The sequence below is a fragment of the Arthrobacter ginkgonis genome (assembly GCF_039540195.1).
Taxonomy (GTDB): Bacteria; Actinomycetota; Actinomycetes; order Actinomycetales; family Micrococcaceae; genus Zafaria; species Zafaria ginkgonis.
This window is the reverse complement of sequence record NZ_BAABEO010000008.1, coordinates 682332-699118: the sequence shown is the minus strand read 5'-3', so window position 1 is coordinate 699118 and position 16787 is coordinate 682332. Positions and strand designations below refer to the sequence as shown.

Here is a 16787-nt window from a genome sequence, read left to right as displayed (position 1 = left end):
GGAAGGTGCGGCGCGCCGCCGTCGGGCAGGGGCTGCGCTACCTGCGCAGGTCCGCTGCGATCTGGTGCATGACGGTGGGGTCGGCCAGGGTGGTGGCGTCTCCCGGGTCGCGGCCCTCGGCGACGTCCTTGAGCAGGCGGCGCATGATCTTGCCGGAGCGGGTCTTGGGCAGTTCGGGGACCACCAGGATGTGCCGGGGCTTGGCGATCGGGCCGATTTCCTTGGCCACGTGGGCGCGCAGGACCTGCTCGACGTCCTCGCCCTCGGACGGGGTGCCGCGGAGGATGACGAACGCGACGACGGCCTCGCCGGTGGTCTCGTCCTTGGCACCGACGACGGCGGCCTCGGCGACCAGCGGGTGGGAGACCAGGGCGGATTCGATCTCGGTGGTGGAGAGGCGGTGGCCGGAGACGTTCATGACGTCGTCCACGCGCCCGAGCAGCCAGATGTCGCCGTCGTCGTCGCGCTTGGCGCCGTCGCCTGCGAAGTACATGTGCTCGAAGCGGGACCAGTAGGTGTCCTGGTAGCGGTCCATGTCGCCCCAGATGCCGCGCAGCATCGCCGGCCACGGTTCGCGGATGACCAGGAAGCCGCCCTGCCCGTTGGGGACCGGCTCGCCCATCTCGTCCACGACGTCGATGCCGATGCCCGGGACCGGGACCTGCGCGGAGCCGGGCTTGGTGGCGGTGACCCCGGGCAGCGGGGCGATCATGTGCGCGCCGGTCTCGGTCTGCCACCAGGTGTCCACGATCGGGGCGGGGTGCTCCTTGCGCGGGCCGGGGGCGCCGTCGGCGCCGGGGCCGTTGTTGGAGCCGATGACCTCGCGGTACCACATCCACGCCTCGGGGTTGATCGATTCGCCGACCGAGCCGAGCACGCGCAGGGAGGAGAGGTCGTAGGAGTCCGGGATGTCCCGGCCCCACTTCATGAAGGTCCGGATCGCGGTGGGGGCGGTGTAGAGGATGGTGACGCCGTACTTCTGTACGATCTCCCACCAGCGGCCCTGGTGCGGCGAATCCGGGGTGCCCTCGTACATCACTTGGGTGGCGCCGTTGATGAGCGGGGCGTAGGTGACGTAGGAGTGGCCGGTGACCCAGCCGACGTCGGCCGTGCACCAGTAGACGTCGGTGTCCGGGTGCAGGTCGAAGGTGTCCTTGTGGGTGGCGGCGGTCTGGACCAGGTAGCCGCCGGTGGTGTGCAGGATGCCCTTGGGCTTTCCGGTGGTGCCGGAGGTGTAGAGGATGAACAGCGGGTGCTCGGCCTCGTGCGCGATCGCGGTGTGCTCGGCCGACGCCGTCCCGACCGTCTCGTGCCACCACCTGTCCTGGCCCTGCGTCCAGGCGACGTCCTGGTGGTTGCGCTGGACGACGATCACGTTTTCCACGGTGTGTCCGGACTCCGCGAGGGCCTCGTCCACGGCCGGCTTGAGCGGAGAGGGCTTGCCGCGGCGGAAGGTGCCGTCGGCGGTGACGACCAGCTTCGCCTCGGCGTCGTCGATGCGGGACCGCAGGGCCTCGGCGGAGAAGCCGCCGAAGACCACCGAGTGGATCGCGCCGATCCGGGCGCAGGCGAGCATGGTGATGACCGCCTCCGGGATCATCGGCAGGTAGACGGCCACCCGGTCGCCCTTGGCCACGCCGAGGGACTCGAACGCGTTGGCGGCCTTCTTGACCTCCTCGGTCAGCTGCGCGTAGGTGTAGCTGCGGGTGTCGCCCGGCTCGCCCTCGAAGTGGATCGCGACCCGGTCCCCGAGCCCGTTCTCCACGTGCCGGTCCAGCGCGTTGTACGCGGCGTTGACCGTGCCGTCGGCGAACCACTTCGCCACCGGGGCGCCGGACCAGTCCAGCACCTGCGTGAAGTCCTTGTCCCACGTGAGGACCTCCCGGGCTCGGGAAGCCCAGTACTGAAGGCGGTCCGCCGCGGCGGCCTCGTAGCGGGACGCGTCGGCCACCGCGTTGGCGGCGAAGTCCGGATCCGGGGCGAAGCTGCGGCCCTCGTTCAGCAGGTTGGCAAGGGTGGCGGAGGATTCCGACATGGCGGGTCCTTTCGAAAGGAGTCTTCGTGCTCCGTGTCACATTACATGGGCTGGTACGGCCCGGTGTTGGGCGTCACATAATGAGTCGCCGACCGGTTGCGCGGAAGCGCCAGACGGTCTGCGTGCCCCCGGGCCACTCGCCCGACTAGGCTGGAGGCAGTCTCCGGCGGGCGCCGCGCCCGCGGTGCCGAGAATAAGGGAGGGAACGACCATGTCGAACCAGACGTCCACGGGTTCCGGCGAGGCGCACGCCGTCGCGGGACCGTTCACCCTGCGCGAGACCGTGCTGCTCGGCGGCGCGCTATTGCTGCTCGTCGGTTCGGTCCTCCCGTTCCAGGTCTCCAGCACGGTGTTCGCGAACCTCTGGGTTTTCCCCGGAACGCTGTTCCATCTGGGGGTGACCCTGATCCTGCCGCTGGCCGTGGCCGGCGGATTTGTCTGGCGCCGGCTGGTCGGGCGGCCCGTGGTGCGCGTGGGATCGCTGGCCCTGGACCAGTTGGGGTCCATCTCCGCGGTCCTGTCCGTGGCCTACTTCTTCTTCGCGCTGGTGGGTTCGCTGAACGGGGCCTACCTGCTGGGCCTGTTCGGGGCGCTGGCCTTCCTGGCCGCGACCACCCTGGCACCGTTCATCCCCGCCTTCTTCGCCGACTTCGAGTCCACCGGCGGCCACCTGCTGACCCGTCCGGTGCGGCCGGTGGCTCTGAAGACCGCCGCCGCTCCGGCGTTCCCGAAGCCCGGCCCCGCCGGGGCGCAGGGTTACGCGGCCGCGGCGCCCGCAGCTGGGGCCGCATCCGCGCCGGCTGCCGCCTCGGGGAAGGGCCCCGGTTCCGGGCAGCCGACGGGAGCCTCCGAACGGGCCGAATCGCCTGCCCCCACCCTGTCTGCGGCTCCGGCGGGGGTTTCGGCTCCGGCGGGGGTTTCAGCGGCCCCCACGGCGGAGCGTTCCGAAGTGACCGGGGACGCCGAGCACGCCGGGCAGGAGCGTCCGGGCGATGCCTTCGCCGCCACGGGCGTGCTTCCGGCCGCTGCGGCGCAAGCCGCGGATCAGCCGACGGAAGCCCTGGGCCGGACGGCGGCCGCGCCGAAGCGTTCGGAGCGTTCGGACTCGGCAGAACCGGCAAAACCGGCTGAAGCCGCCCAGCCCGCTGAACCGTATGAACACGCCGAACGCGCCGAACGGCAGAGTTCCCGCACTGCCGTGCCGGAAACCGGCGTCGTACCCACTGCGGCCGCGGCGCAGGCCTCGGCCTCGTCCGCCGTCCACACCGCGGAGCGTTCGGACCGGGTGGGGCATGCCGGGCCGGAGCGCTCCGCGGAGGGGCTGTCCCGGGAGGCCGCAACCGGTGCCGCAGCGGCTGCATCGACCGCAACCGCCGCACCCACCGCCACGGCCGAGGACGACGACGAACCGTTCGCCGCCAGCCTGCGCGAGGAGGACCCGGCCACCCACCAGGCGTTCTGGTTCGCCGTTCCGCAGACCCGCCACGCCCTTGACGAGAGCACCGGAGCCGTCGCGTTCACGCTCCACCCGGGCGCCTGGATCCTGGCCTTGGAGGATCGCGGACACGAGTTCCTGGTCCAGGACACGGATGGCCGCCTCGGCGTGCTGCGCGATCTGGCCCACGTGGAACGTGCCTGACGCCGCACCCATGCCGTATTCAGAAACGGGACCCGCTTCAGGAAAGGAGCCCGGCTCCGGAACCGTGCGCGGCCATGAAAGCCAGTTGGCGCTCAAGCGCCGGGCCCGGAGGATCAACAGGATTCTTGGGGAGACTTACCCGTACGCCGTCCCCGAACTCGATTTCGAGGACTCCTTCGAATTGGTCGTGGCGACGGTGCTGTCCGCGCAGACCACCGACGTGCGCGTCAACGCCACCACCCCGGCGCTCTTCGCCCGCTACCCCGATGCCTTCGCCATGGCGGAGGCCGACCTCGAGGAACTGCGTGCCCTGATCCGTCCCACCGGTTTCTTCCGGGCCAAGGCGGACAGCCTGATGGCCCTGTCCCGGCGCCTCGTCGACGAGTACGACGGCAGGGTCCCCGGGCGGCTGGAGGACTTGGTGACGCTGCCCGGCGTCGGACGCAAGACCGCCAACGTTGTCCTCGGCAACGCGTTCGGGGTTCCCGGGATCACCGTCGACACCCACTTCGGGCGGCTGGCCCGGCGTTTCGGCTGGACGGACGAGACGGACCCCGTGAAGGTCGAGCACGCCGTCGGCGAGCTGTTCGAGCGGCGCGACTGGATCACGCTCTCCCAGAACCTCATCTTCCACGGCCGGCGGGTGTGCCATGCGCGCAGGCCCGCCTGCGGCGCGTGCCCGGTGGCCACCCTGTGCCCGTCCTACGGGGAAGGCGAAACCGACCCGGCGAAGGCCACTGCCCTGCTCAAGTACGAGCTGGCTCCCGGCCGGACGGACCTGCTGGAACTGATGCTTGCCGGAAAGACGCGGCGCGAACTGCGCGCCTTGGGCTACGGGCTGGACGCATGAGCGCGCGCGAGGAACTCCTGGCCCTGATCGAACGGCACAGGCCGCGCACGGAGGCCGGCCACGACGGGATCAGCCGCATGCCGGACACGTGGATCTTCCGCGGCATGGACCCCGCCCAGGCCCGGCGCGCCGCCGTCCTGATCCTGTTCGGCCGGCTCGACGACGTCCCCGCCCACCACGACTCCCCGGCGGTCCCGGCCGACCTGGACCTGCTGTTCGTGCAGCGTGCGGACTCGCTGCGCAAGCACCCCGGCCAGATCGCGTTCCCCGGCGGAAAGATCGACCCCACGGACCGTTCCGACCTGGACGCGGCGCTGCGCGAGGCGGAGGAGGAAACCGGACTGGATCCCTCCGGCGTCGAAATCCTCGGGCAGCTGCCGGCCGCGGAGCTGCCGGTCAGCAACTTCCTCGTCACCCCCGTGCTGGGCTGGTGGTGCCGGACCTCGGAGGTGTTCGCGGTGGATCCGCAGGAATCCGCCACGGTTTTCCGTGCCCCCGTCGCCGACCTGCTGGACCCGGCCAACCGCCTCTCGGCGGTGGTGAAGCAGGGCCAGGTCCGTCACACCTCGCCCGCCTTTGACGTCGATGGCGGTCTGATCTGGGGTTTCACGGGCATTGTCCTGTCCCGGCTGTTCGACGACCTCGGCTGGACCCAGCCCTGGGACGCCACCCGAGAGCGCCTGATCAGGGCCCTGTAAGGGCAGGGCGCTTTTATGCGCGCCGCCGGGGCACGGGGACACCTTGGGCCGCCGTCGTACTACTTGGCCTCCGCGTAGGAGGCGACCACGGCCACGCCCACGGGAAAGTCGACCGGCACGGAGCCGAACACCAGTTCCGCCGCCCGGCGGGCGCACTCCTGCACCAGCGCCGCGACCTCCTCGGCGGCTCCGGCCGGCACGTGGAGCATGACCTCGTCATGCAGGAAGAACACCAGGTCCCCGAGGTCGCGTCCGGCGGCCCGCTCCGCGCGCAGCCGCCGGCGCAGTTCGCCGAGCCAGCACAGCGCCCACTCGGCAGCGCTGGCCTGGACCACGAAGTTGCGGGTGAAGCGCCCGCGGGCGCGCGCCAGCTGGTCCGCGCGCCGCTGCTGCTCGGCGGTTTCCGTCCGTTGGGCGGCCCGCCAGCGCTCCGACGGCGGCGGGCTGCACCGGCCCAGGTGCGAACAGACCGTCCCGGCGGCCTCACCCTGGCGGGCTGCCCGTTCCACGAGTCCCACCGCGCGCGGAAACGTGGCAGCCAGCTGCGGCATCAGCCGCCCGGACTCGCCCGTGGTGGCCCCGTACATGGCCCCGAGCATCGCGATCTTTGCGTGGGCACGATCGCCGCCGAAACCGAGGTCGGCGATCCCCTGGTAGAGGTCCCGGCCGCGACCGGCAGCGGCCAGCGCGGTGTCCTCGGCCAGGACGGCGAGGATGCGCGGTTCCAGCTGTGCCGCATCCGCCACCACCAGCATCCTGCCGGGGTCGGCGCGGGCGGCGTCGCGGACAGCGTGCGGGATCTGCAGCGCCCCGCCGCCGCGCGAGGCCCAGCGGCCGGTGACCACCCCGCCGACGACGTACTCCGGGCGGAACCGCCCTTCGGCGATCCAGGTGTCCAGCCAGGCCCAGCCGTTGGCGGTGTGCAGCCGCGACAGCTTCTTGTAGCGCAGCAGCGGAGCGATCGCCGGGTGGGTGAACTCCTCCAATTCCCACTGGCGGGTGGTGTGCGCCTCGATGCCCGCCCGATGCAGGGCCCGCAGCAGATCCTGCGGGGAATCCGGATTCAGCCCCGGCGCGCCCAGCAGGGCGCGCAATTGGTCGGCGAGTTCCTCCAGCCTGGCGGGCCGGACGCCGGGCGGGGTGCGCGGTCCCAGCGCGCGTTCCAGCAGGTCGGCATGGAGGTCGCGGCGCCAGGGGACCCCGTGGTGGGTCATTTCCGCGGCGATCAGCGCGCCGGCGGACTCGGCGGCCAGCAGCAGGTGCAGGCGGCGGCCCGCGGGGGTCGGAGGCAGCGCCGCGAGCTGGTCGCGGAACTCGGCGGCGACGGTTTCGGCTGCGGTCGAATCGTCCTGCGGCTCCTCGAAGAGCGCCGACTGGTGCTCGGACACGCGCGGCGGGGGGAGCAGGTGGGCGGGGGCCTCGAGCTCGTCCTCGACGGGACGGGCGCGCAGGTCCCGCACATAGGGGGTGTCCGTGGCGGCGGTCGAAAAGCGCAGGATGGTCCGGCACAGGGCCACGTCGTGGGCGCGGGAGACATCCGCCCCGGCGCGCAGCAGGTCCGGGTACCAGTCCGCGGTGCGCTCCCACACCCACCGCACGCCCTGCGCCTCCAGCGCGGCCACGGCCGCGGGCAGCCTGTCCCGCGTCACCATTGCGGCCGGACCCTGCGCGTTTCCCGCGCCGTCCAGCAGCTGCACGACGGCGGTGGGCACGCCAGCCTCCGCCGCGGGCCCCGGGGCTGGCGGCGTGAGCGCATGGGTGGCCAGAACGGCGTAGCGGGGCACCCGACCATTGTGCCCGACGCGGGTGACAGCTCAGCCCCGAGCGACAGCTCGGCCCTGTGCCACTGGCGCCCCTGCGGCTGGCCAGCCCCATGCGGCCGGGTGGCTCGAAACTTCCCCTCCACAGGCGCTCCGCTGCGGTCGGAGAGGCCGCTGTGCCCCCAATGCGGCCGCCAGGGACCCACCCGAATCCCCTAGGGGGCAACCTGTGGGCATGGAGGATGCGCGATGGGGCGGTGCCGACGTTGACCGAATGGATGCGCGCCGTAGGGATGCTGACCGGCATGAAGCTGACCGTGCCGGCGCTGATCGTGCCGGGGTTGATCGAACTGGGGTTGCCCGTGCGGATGTTGACGGCGCGGGGACGGGCCGGGGAGGCGTCGACCGCTGGGGTTCGGCCCGTACGGATGTGGGCAGGGTCGGGGCAGGGAACAGCGACGAGGACAGGGACAGGGACAGGGCCAGGAACAGGAACACGGACGAGGACGGGACCGGGGAAGAGAGCGGGGGAGCGGACGGGAACCCGGGCCGGCGCACCAGGCGGGGGCGGAACCCCCGCGAACCCGGCGGCCGCCCCTTCGTGGCGGCTCCACCGGCACTGCCCGCCCGCGCTGCGTCTTCCTTTGCCGTGTCTTCCTGTGCACCGTCTTCCCTTTCTGGTGCTCCGCCCCGTCCGCTCTCAGGTGCCGCGGCACAGGGATCGGTCGAGGCAGGCGCGCGCACCCGGGGTTCCGGCCACCCCGAGGCGCAGGACGAGGGAGACGGCTGCCTGCTGGCCACCCGGGACGACGCGCTGGCCGATGCCGTGGCGCTGGTCGCCGCCGCTGCGGGGGTCCGGCTCTCCGTCCTGGGCGATGTCCCGCCACCGGGAACCCCGGCGAGCGCGCTGCTGCTGGGGCCGGACTTCGCCGGTGCCGAGACGCCCGGGTGGGACGCGCGGCCCGTGGTCCTGCTGGGGCATCCGCCGGAGGAGGATCTGCTGTGGCGGGTTGCCGCGCAACGGCCGGGAGTCCGGGTAGCGGTGCTTCCGCGGGCCGCCGCGTGGCTGGGGGAGTATCTCGGGGAACTGGGGCTGCGCGGTGGAACCGGGCGGGTGCTGGTCCTCGCCGGCGCGGCAGGGGGAACCGGGACCTCCACCCTGGCCGCGCTGGCCGCCGGGGCGTCCTCCCTGGCGGGGGCGAGGACCGTGCTCATCGACGCCGATCCGCACAGTTGCGGTGTGTGGCCGATGCTGAAGCCACGAATTCCCGACGGGGTCGGCTGGGAGGACCTGGGCCGGTCCAGCGGGCAACTCCCACCGGCCCAGCTTGCGGAAGTCCTGCCGCTGGCCCAGGGAGCGGCGGTGCTCACCTGGTCCGGTGGCACCCGGCGGGCGGACCTGCCACCGGGCTTGCTGGGCGAGGTCGTCTCCGCGGCGCGCAGGGTTTTCGACGAGGTCGTGGTCGATGCCGGCCGCACCGCGGGCATTGAACCGGCCTTGGCTACCGTTGCCGACGCCGGGCTCGCCGTCCTCCCGGCCGGCCGCATCTCCACGTCCGTGCTGGGGGTCCGGAGCGGAATCGACCGAGGCGGGGCCCCGGCGGGTTTCCGGGCCGGGGACCCGTTCGGCGGAACGGGCTTCGGCGGAGAGCCTTGGTGGCAGGCCGCCGTGGTGGGACGGCTCGGGGCGGGGATGGACGCCCGCCGGGTGGCAGCGGCCGCCGGACTTCCGTTGGGCGGCTACCTGCCGTGGCTGCGGAGCGTGGCCCGCTCCGCCCAGGAGGGGCGCCTCATCACGGCCCTGGCCCGGCGCAGGGTCCGGGCCCCGATCGAGGAGCTGCTGCGCCGGACCCGGACCGATCCGGCGCAGGCGGCATGAATACCGTGAGCAGCACGCCGGCGGGGGAGGGCGGCCAGGGCGCGCAGGGCGCACACGGGCCGGAGGCCGCCACTGCGACGCGAAGAGGCCGCCGCGCCTGGAGTTCCGCGGCCCTCCCCGCCCACACCTCGGCCGGGCCCAGGGACGAGCGGCTGCTCGAAGAGGTCAGGGGCCGAGCCGCCGCCGGCAACGGCCGGCTCTCCGGTGCGGACCTGGCCGGAGCGGTGCGTTCTTCCGGCCTGGCGGTGGGCAGCGGCAGTGCCCAGCGCGCGGTGCGGAGGCTGCAGGAGGACCTGCACGGGCTGGGCCCGCTGCAGGCCCTCGCCGACGAACCGGGCACCACCGACGTGCTCGTCGATGGTGGCGGCGCGGTGTGGGTCGACGGCACCGGCGGGCTGCGCCCTACCGGGATCCGGCTGGTGGACCCCGAGGAGGTCCGTGCGCTCGCCGTCCGCCTGGCTGCGGCGGGCGGACGGCGGCTGGACGATGCGGTGCCGTTCGCCGACGTCGTGCTGGGCAGGTACCGGATCCACGCGGTGCTGCCGCCGGTATCCACCGGCGGACCCCTCGTCTCGGTGCGCATCAGGCACCGCAGCAGCATGGGGCTGGGAGAGGCGCTCCCGGACGGGACCGTGGACGCCTGGCTCGGCCCGTTGCGGGCGATCGTCGCGGCACGGCTGAATTTCCTGGTCAGCGGCGGCACGGGCAGCGGCAAGACCACACTGCTGGGGGCCATGCTGTCCGCCGCGGACCCGGCCGAACGGCTCCTGCTGGTGGAGGACGCGCAGGAACTGGCGCCGGAGCATCCCCACGTGGTGGGCATCCAGTGCCGCACCGGCAACATCGAGGGCGCCGGGCAGGTCACCCTGACCGACCTGGTGCGCCAAGCCCTGCGCATGCGGCCCGACCGGCTGGTGGTCGGTGAATGCCGGGGCGCCGAGGTCCGCGAATTCCTTGGGGCGATGAACACCGGACACGACGGCGCCGGCGGGACCATCCACGCCAGCTCGGCCGGAGCGGTCCCCGCCCGGCTCGCGGCCATGGGTGCCCTGGCAGGCATGGGGCCGGAAGCCGTCGCCCTGCAGGCTGCCAGCGCCTTGGACCTGGTGGTGCACATGGCCCGGCCGGGCGGACGGCGGATGCCGGTGGAAATCGGCCGCCTGGTCCACCGCTCCAACGCAGCCGGGGCCAAGGCGGAGGCAGGAGAAGGACACGGGCCCGGTGGCGCGGGGCTGGCCGTCGTGACCGTGGCCCGGCGAACCCCCGAAGGCCGCTTGGAACTGGGGCCCGCCGCCGAGTGGTTCCGGCACACCCTGGCCGAGCGTTCGATCCCTCCGCCGTGGTGACGCCGTGTTGGTGGTGACGCCGTGATGATGGTGGTGGCCGCCGTGCTACTTGCCGCCGCGGCGGCTTGGCTGGCCTGCCCGGGGCCGAGTGCTCCGGACGGGTGGGGTTCCGGGCGTCCCGTGGGCGGGCATCCCCTGACCGGCGGGGTGGGTTCCGGCGGGGCGGGTTCCGGCCGGGTGGGTCCCGGTGGACCGGCACACCGCTTGTGGCCAAACCGTTCGTCCCTAGTGCGTCCGTCGACGCCTGGTTTGCCGCAGTCCGGCCCATCGTTCTCTGGCGTCTCTGGCGCGTGGCCGCGCGGCTGGCCGCAGCGGGCACGGGCGGGTCCCGACGCGGGGTTGGAGCAGCACGTCCGGGCCGTGCGCCAACTGGCCTCCTTGCTGCGATCGGGACGGTCGCTGGCGGAGGCGTGGCTGCTGCTCGAACGGGCGTGGCGCGACGGCCCCGCCGGCCCCGTGGCAGCGGACATCGCAGCCGCGTGCCGTGCCGCGCTCGCCGCCCACGGCATGGGCCTGCCGACGTCCACAGGCCTGGAACGCCATGTCCGTGGCAGTTCCGGAGCATCCGCTGCGGCGTGGGAGCGGGTCGTATGGTCGTTGCGGCTGGCCGAAGGGGTGGGAGCCGCCCCGGCCGAGTTGCTGGACCGGGTGGCGGACCAGCTCGAAGCCACGGAGGACCGGCGCCGTTCGCTGGAAGCCGTTATGGCCGGACCGCGTGCCACCCAGCGGCTCCTGTCTTGGCTCCCGTTGTTCGGTTTGGGGCTCGCCCAACTGATGGGCGCCGAGCCGCTGATTGTCCTCACGACCCACCCGCTGGGCGTGTCCTGCCTGGGCGCCGGACTGGCCTTGTGGTGGCTCAACAGGGTCTGGGCCGGACGGCTGGTCAGGGCAGCGGAACGGGACGGGCCGTGAGCACGGTTCCGGCGCTGGCTGCCGTGGTGCTTGCAGCCGTGGCCGCCTGGCTGGCTGCCGGGCCGCTTCCCGCGGCGCGGGCCCCGCGCCGCGGGGGGCCAATCCGGCGAAACCGATCCGGCGGTGCGGGCGCAGTTGCCAAGGAGCGGCGGGGCTTGGGCGGCCGGTCCTCGATAGCCGGGAATCGGGCAGCCGGGAGCCACACGTCCGGAACCCATACCTCCGGAACCCTCACCCCCGAAACCCGGGTCGGGCCGATCCCAGAGGCGCGGAACTCGGACGCAACCGGTGCGGCTGCCCTCGGTGAGGCGGATGCGGCACTGCTGCTGGAGCTGTGCGCTGCGCTGCTGGCTGCCGGGTTGCCCCTTCCACGGATCCTGGATGAGCTTGCCGAACAGGTGCCCGGCTGCGCCCCCCTGCGCCGGGTGGTGCGGTCGCTGGAGCTGTCCATGTCGTGGGAGCGGGCGTGGGCCGGCCAGCCCCCGGTCCTGCGCAGGGTCGGGGACGCCTTGGCCTTCACCCACCTGACCGGCGCGCCGTCGGCCGCCGTGCTGCGCTCCTCCGCCGCCCTCGAACGGCGGTCCGAGCTGCGGCGGGCCGAGCGCCGGGCCGCGGAGCTTGGGGTGCGGCTAGTGGTGCCGCTGGGGCTGTGTGCCCTGCCCGCCTTCATCTGCCTGGGCATCGTCCCGGTGGTCATTTCACTGCTGCCGCAGCTGGGCTGAACAAGCAGGCTGGCCGGATGGGCAGCCCGGCCCACCCCTGAACCGGCAAGGACCGCATCCGCGGGCGCTTCCCGTGTTGTCCGCCGCACATCCCGGCCCACCCGCCCTCCACAACCGCTCAGTGGCTCCGTCGCGTCCAGAAACCGGGCAGCGTCAGTGGCACGCCGGAGGCGCCGCGCACAGGCTGGAAGAGGGTCGGACCCGGCCCGGCAGGAAAGCCACCAGGAAAGGAAAACGACATGCATCCACACCACGACCCGGGCCGGCGGAACGCTTCGGCGCTCCGAGGCCGGCGGACCATCGACCGTGGATCCAGCGATTGGCCCGCGGAGGGAATCCCCGCGAAAGGCCCGGCGGAGGCGCCGGGCCGGGGAACCAGCGAGGACGGCATCGCTACCGCCGAATTCGCGATCGTGACCCTTGCCGCGGTGGGCTTCGCCGGTTTGCTGGTCACGATCCTCACCAGTGGCGATGTGCGGGAACTGCTGCTGGGGCTCGTCCGCCAGGCGCTGTCCTACTGACGGCGGCGCCTGATGGGCGAGTCCCGGCAACGCGGCAGCAGTACGGCGGAGGTGGCCGTGCTGCTGCCGGGCATCGCGCTCCTGGTCGCGCTGGCCGTGGGAGCCGGGGCCGTAGGAGCCACCCAGGTGCGGCTGGAACAGGCCGCCCGGGCCGCCGCCCGGGAACTGGCCCGCGGCGAAGACGCATCCGTGGCCCATCGGACGGCCAGGCGGCTGGCGGGAGACGAGGCCAACGTCGGCATCGGCGCCAGCGAGGGGTTCCGTACCGTCAGGGTGAGCGTGGGAATCGATCTGCCGCTGTTGGGAGGCGGGGCCGGGTTCGCGCTGACGGCCGAGGCCTCCGCACGAAGTGAGCAGGAATGAGCACGACGGGAGCGGACACTGCGGGGAGGGGCGCTGCCGGTACACGGGGAAGCGGAATGGGAAGCATGAAACCGGCGAGCGCGGGGAGGAATGGCGGAGGACTCGGCGGATGCACCGAGCCGGGGCAGCCCGGGCCTTCCGACGGGGCCGGCACTGCCCTGGTGGCCGCCGTGGTCGCCGTCCTGCTGCTCGCGCTCGGACTGGTCCTGGGACTGGCCACGGTGGCTGAGGCCGCGGGCCGCGCGGCCACGGCGGCCGACCTTGCGGCCTTGGCGGCCGCCGATGCCGCCCGCGGATTGCAAACGGGGGAACCGTGCGCCGTTGCGGCGGCCACCGCCCAACGCAATGGGGCGGTGCTTGACCGGTGCGTGCGATCCGGTGACGGAGGAAGCATCGTCGACGTGTGGACGAGGGCCCGGTTCGACTCCGGCTGGCAGTGGCTCGCGGAGGTCGGGGTTGCCGCCGCGGGACGAGCCCGTGCGGGACCGCCGCCGCAACCGTGGAAGCCCAGCCCCGGATAGTCCAGAAGGTGCCGGTGCGGGGCCGGGGAGGCGGGGCCTTCCCGCTCGCGTCTCAGCCGTGCCTGTTGAAGAACTCGAGCACCGTATCCGCAACTTCCTTCCAGCCGTGGTCCAGGATCAGCGAGTGTCCTCGGTCTTTCATCTCGATGATTTCGGTCGGCGCCGGGTTCCTTATTTGGCGCTTGTAGGAGGCGTTCGAGATCGCCCACGGGACGGTGCGGTCCTTCTCCCCGGCGACGATCTGCAACGGACCCCGCTGTGGGTTCTTCGTATCCACTTTCGCGCCGGTGAAGGGGTTGATGTTCGCCGTGGCGGCCTCAAACAGGGGGATGCCGGACGTGGCCACATGGAACGTGTCGTAGAGCCGGCGGGCCTCGTCCTCGGGCAGCTGGCCGGTCCAGCCGTAGTTGAATTGCTCGTAGGTCAGCGCCACCGCGCGTTTCCGGTTGGCGGGGTTGCCGAGCACCGGAAAGGCGGACTTGAGCGCCGTCCGGGGCAGCGGCAGCACCCCGCGGAAGGGTGCCGGCACGATCGCCGATGTGGCTTTGGCGGCCCCGGTCCCAGCGATCTTCTGGGCGATCAGGCCGCCGAACGAATGACCGACCACCAGCGGTTGCCGATCGAGAATCTCGATGGCCGCCAGGTAGCGGTCGGTCACCTGCTGGACCGTCTTGTGCGCGAAGACCTCCGGGTTTTGGCGGGCCACGGCGACGGTCGGCGGATCGTCCGGCCACCCGGGAGCGATCGTTGTGTAGCCGCGCTGATCGAACAGATCCCGCCATGGGTCCCAACTGCTGGCCAACAGCCACAGTCCGTGGACGAACACGACCGGTTGCCGTTCCGAAAGGTTGGCTTCCTCGATTTCCTGGAGTTCCCGTGTCGATAGGTCGACCATCGAACCGCTCCCTTCATGACTTCGGCAGTGCGGGAAAGACCGTGACCGGCCCTTGGATCGGTGTCAGGGCGTGGTGCCCCGCGGAGGGACAAGGCCGCGTCCGGGGAGCCCCACAGCACCGAAGCCAGTATCCCCGGGCACGCAGGACCCCACAATGGTTCTTCGCCAGGTGGAATCCGTGGCGCAGGAAGGGAACCCCGATCCTTCGCCCCGACCGGCGGCGCTGCCTTCAGGCAGGGTGGGAACCGGCCGCCTGGGGAGCGTCGGGTTGGGGGCCGGCGTCGTGCAGCAGCAGGCCCAGCAGCGTGAGGGCGCCGGCCTTGTCCAGCGGATTGTTCTTGTTGCCGCACTTGGGGGACTGGACGCAGGACGGGCACCCGGAGTCGCACTCGCAGGATTCTATGGCGTCGCGGGTCGCCCGCAGCCACACCCGGGCCTGCTCGAAGCCCCGCTCCACGAACCCCGCGCCGCCGGGATGCCCGTCGTACACGAAGATCGTGGGCATCCCGGTGTCCATGTGCAGCGCCGTCGACACCCCTCCGATGTCCCAGCGGTCGCTGGAGGCCACCAGCGGCAGCAGCCCGATGGCCGCGTGCTCGGCCGCGTGCAGCGCGCCGGGAGCGTCCCCGGGCAGGATGCCAACCGTCGCCAGCCGCTGTTCGGGCACCGTGAACCAGACGGCCCGGGTGAACAGGTCCCGCGCCTCCAGCTCCAGCGGCTCCTCGCCCAGGATCTCGTTGCTGATCAGCGCCTTGCGCTGGAAGGACACCACCTGCGTGGTCACCCGCACGTCGCCGAAGTTCGCGGTGACCGGACCCCACTGCTCGCTGCGCAGCGTCTCCAGCACCTCGATGGTGGTGATGTCGCGGGCCTGGGTGTAGAAGTCGGGGGTGGCCCGGCTGACCAGGACGCAGTGGTCCTGCTCGTTCAGCTCGTCGACCAGATAGGTGGTGCCCTGGTGCACGTAGACCGCCCCGGTGTGCGCCTGGTAATGGGTCGCGGGGGAGTCCATGGTGCCCAGCAGCGTTCCGGTCTCCGTCTCGATGATGCTCACCGGTCCGCCGCCGTCGGCCCGCAGGTTCACCATCGACGCGGCGTTCTCCGGATGCGTCCAGAACCACCCGGCCGGGCGCCGGCGCAGGTACCCGCGCTCCACCAGCCCGTCCAGCAGGCCGGCCGCGGTGGGCCCGAACAGCCCGGTCTCCTCTGGATGCAGCGGCAGTTCGGCCGCCGCCGCGCACAGGTGGGGGCCCAACACGTAGGGGTTCTGCGGATCGAACACCGTGGCCTCCACGGAGATGTCGAAGATCGCCTCCGGGTGGTTCACCAGGTAGGTGTCCAACGGGTCGTCGCTGGCCACGAACGCCGCCAGGGCGTCCTGCCCGGCCCGCCCGGCCCGCCCGATCTGCTGGAAGAAGGAGGCCCGGGTCCCCGGCCACCCCGCCACCAGCACCGCATCCAGCCCGGCGACGTCGATGCCCAGCTCCAGCGCCGAGGTCGACGCGACCCCCAGCAGCTCCCCGCTGCGCAGCCGTTTCTCCAGATCGCGGCGCTCCTCCGGCAGGTACCCCGAACGGTAGGTGGCAATGCGCGCCGGCAGCGACGGATGCACCTCGTCCACCAGCCGCCTGGCGATCGAGGAGATGGTCTCCGCCCCGCGCCGGGACTTGATGAACGCGATCGTGCGCACCTGCGCACTGACCAGGTTCGCGAGCAGGTCGGAGGTCTCGGCCACCACGGTCCGGCGCTGCGGGGCTCCGTTTTCGCCCCGGAACTCGGTCAGCGGCGGTTCCCACAGCACCACGGAGGTTTCCCCGTGCGGGGAGAAGTCCGTGGTGACCGCGAAAGCCTCGGCCCCGATCAGCCGCCCGAAGGATTCCTGCGGCTCCGCGCTGGTCGCCGAGGCCCCGATGAACACCGGCTCCGCCCCGTAGTGGCGGCAGATCCGCCGCAGCCGGCGCAGCAGGTTGGCCACGTTCGAGCCGAACACGCCCCGGTAGCTGTGCGCCTCGTCGATGACCACGTACGCCAGCCGCCGGAAGAACCGGGCCCACCAGGTGTGGTTGGGAAGGATCCCGTAATGCAGCATGTCCGGGTTGGCCAGCACGAAGTTCGCGTGGTCGCGGATCCACCGGCGCTCGCCGGGTTCGGTGTCGCCGTCGTAGGTTGCGGCCTTCACGGTGCCCAGCCCCAGCGCGCTCACCGCGGCGAACTGGTCCGCGGCCAGCGCCTTGGTCGGAGCCAGGTACAGCACGACGGCGCCGCTCGCCTCGAGCGTGACCGCCCCGTCCAGCGCGGCCCGGTGGATGGCGTCGACCGCGGGCAGCTGGTAGGCGAGCGACTTGCCCGACGCCGTCCCGGTGGCGATGATCGTGTGCCGCCCCGCATGGGCGCTGGAGGCCGCCTGCACCTGGTGCAGCCACGGCTGGCGGACCCCCAGGCGCCCGTAGGCGGCGACGACGTCCGGATGGACCCAGTCCGGCCACGGCCCGGGGACGGCGTCGCGGGCCGGCAGGACGCGCAGGTGGCGCAGCTCCTCCGGGTCGGTCCCGTGGCCCAGCAGGGGCACCAGCGTGCGGAAATCGGTCACGCCCTCATTCTGGCACCCCGGGCCGACACCGCCCGGGACGTGCCGCCACGGTCCGG

At 72.6% G+C, this 16787-nt stretch carries 14 protein-coding genes; 10 read left to right on the top strand and 4 right to left on the bottom strand.

Annotated elements, in window-relative coordinates; genetic code table 11:
• Positions 1-37: 37 nt before the first annotated feature.
• Positions 38-2035, bottom strand: coding sequence for an acetate--CoA ligase (gene acs, locus ABD912_RS05820; RefSeq protein ID WP_345149153.1), 1998 nt, complete (start codon positions 2033-2035; stop codon positions 38-40).
• 211 nt (positions 2036-2246) lie between these two features.
• Here acs and ABD912_RS05815 point away from each other — a divergent pair, with 211 nt between their 5' ends.
• Genes ABD912_RS05815 through ABD912_RS05805 form a run of 3 tightly spaced genes read left to right on the top strand, consistent with a single transcriptional unit; the run spans position 2247 to position 5222 of the window.
• The gene (locus ABD912_RS05815) at positions 2247-3674 is read left to right on the top strand and encodes a hypothetical protein (RefSeq protein ID WP_345149152.1); all 1428 of its coding nucleotides are present in this window, start codon (positions 2247-2249) and stop codon (positions 3672-3674) included.
• A 10-nt stretch (positions 3675-3684) separates the two neighbouring features.
• Positions 3685-4524: an endonuclease III gene (gene nth, locus ABD912_RS05810; protein WP_345149151.1), complete on the top strand. Its 840-nt coding sequence runs from the start codon at positions 3685-3687 to the stop codon at positions 4522-4524.
• Positions 4521-5222 carry an NUDIX hydrolase gene (locus ABD912_RS05805; protein ID WP_345149150.1) on the top strand — a complete coding sequence of 234 codons (702 nt, stop codon included), beginning with the start codon at positions 4521-4523 and terminating at the stop codon, positions 5220-5222. The genes nth and ABD912_RS05805 overlap by 4 nt, the downstream gene beginning before the upstream one ends.
• A gap of 59 nt (positions 5223-5281) precedes the next feature.
• On the opposite strand, the gene ABD912_RS05800 is transcribed toward ABD912_RS05805, so the two are convergent.
• A complete protein-coding gene (locus ABD912_RS05800) occupies positions 5282-6913 on the bottom strand; it encodes a bifunctional 3'-5' exonuclease/DNA polymerase (protein ID WP_425548031.1) in 1632 nt (543 codons plus the stop codon).
• Positions 6914-7631: 718 nt separating this feature from the next.
• Here ABD912_RS05800 and ABD912_RS05795 point away from each other — a divergent pair.
• The 7 genes from ABD912_RS05795 (at position 7632) to ABD912_RS05765 (ending at position 13246) form a co-directional block, all read left to right on the top strand.
• Complete coding sequence (locus ABD912_RS05795) at positions 7632-8861, top strand: CpaE-like family protein (RefSeq protein ID WP_345149148.1); 1230 nt, start codon at positions 7632-7634, stop codon at positions 8859-8861.
• Positions 8858-10207 (top strand): TadA family conjugal transfer-associated ATPase, encoded by a 1350-nt coding sequence (locus ABD912_RS05790; RefSeq protein WP_425548021.1) that lies wholly within the window; start codon positions 8858-8860, stop codon positions 10205-10207. Before ABD912_RS05795 ends, ABD912_RS05790 begins: the two co-directional genes overlap by 4 nt.
• A 339-nt stretch (positions 10208-10546) precedes the next feature.
• Positions 10547-11119 (top strand): type II secretion system F family protein, encoded by a 573-nt coding sequence (locus ABD912_RS05785; RefSeq protein WP_345149144.1) that lies wholly within the window; start codon positions 10547-10549, stop codon positions 11117-11119.
• A gap of 155 nt (positions 11120-11274) precedes the next feature.
• Positions 11275-11841, top strand: coding sequence for a type II secretion system F family protein (locus tag ABD912_RS05780; protein ID WP_345149142.1), 567 nt, complete (start codon positions 11275-11277; stop codon positions 11839-11841).
• A 239-nt stretch (positions 11842-12080) separates the two neighbouring features.
• Positions 12081-12362: a DUF4244 domain-containing protein gene (locus tag ABD912_RS05775; RefSeq protein ID WP_345149140.1), complete on the top strand. Its 282-nt coding sequence runs from the start codon at positions 12081-12083 to the stop codon at positions 12360-12362.
• 12 nt (positions 12363-12374) lie between these two features.
• Complete coding sequence (locus ABD912_RS05770; protein WP_345149139.1) at positions 12375-12725, top strand: TadE family type IV pilus minor pilin; 351 nt, start codon at positions 12375-12377, stop codon at positions 12723-12725.
• Positions 12726-12790: 65 nt separating this feature from the next.
• Positions 12791-13246, top strand: a complete 456-nt coding sequence (locus ABD912_RS05765) for an Rv3654c family TadE-like protein (RefSeq protein WP_345149136.1) — start codon at positions 12791-12793, stop codon at positions 13244-13246.
• A 52-nt stretch (positions 13247-13298) separates the two neighbouring features.
• Here ABD912_RS05765 and ABD912_RS05760 read toward each other — a convergent pair whose 3' ends face one another.
• Both ABD912_RS05760 and ABD912_RS05755 read right to left on the bottom strand, forming a co-directional pair.
• Positions 13299-14141 (bottom strand): alpha/beta hydrolase, encoded by an 843-nt coding sequence (locus tag ABD912_RS05760; RefSeq protein ID WP_345149134.1) that lies wholly within the window; start codon positions 14139-14141, stop codon positions 13299-13301.
• A gap of 229 nt (positions 14142-14370) precedes the next feature.
• The gene (locus ABD912_RS05755; RefSeq protein WP_345149132.1) at positions 14371-16731 is read right to left on the bottom strand and encodes a DEAD/DEAH box helicase; all 2361 of its coding nucleotides are present in this window, start codon (positions 16729-16731) and stop codon (positions 14371-14373) included.
• Positions 16732-16787: the final 56 nt, after the last annotated feature.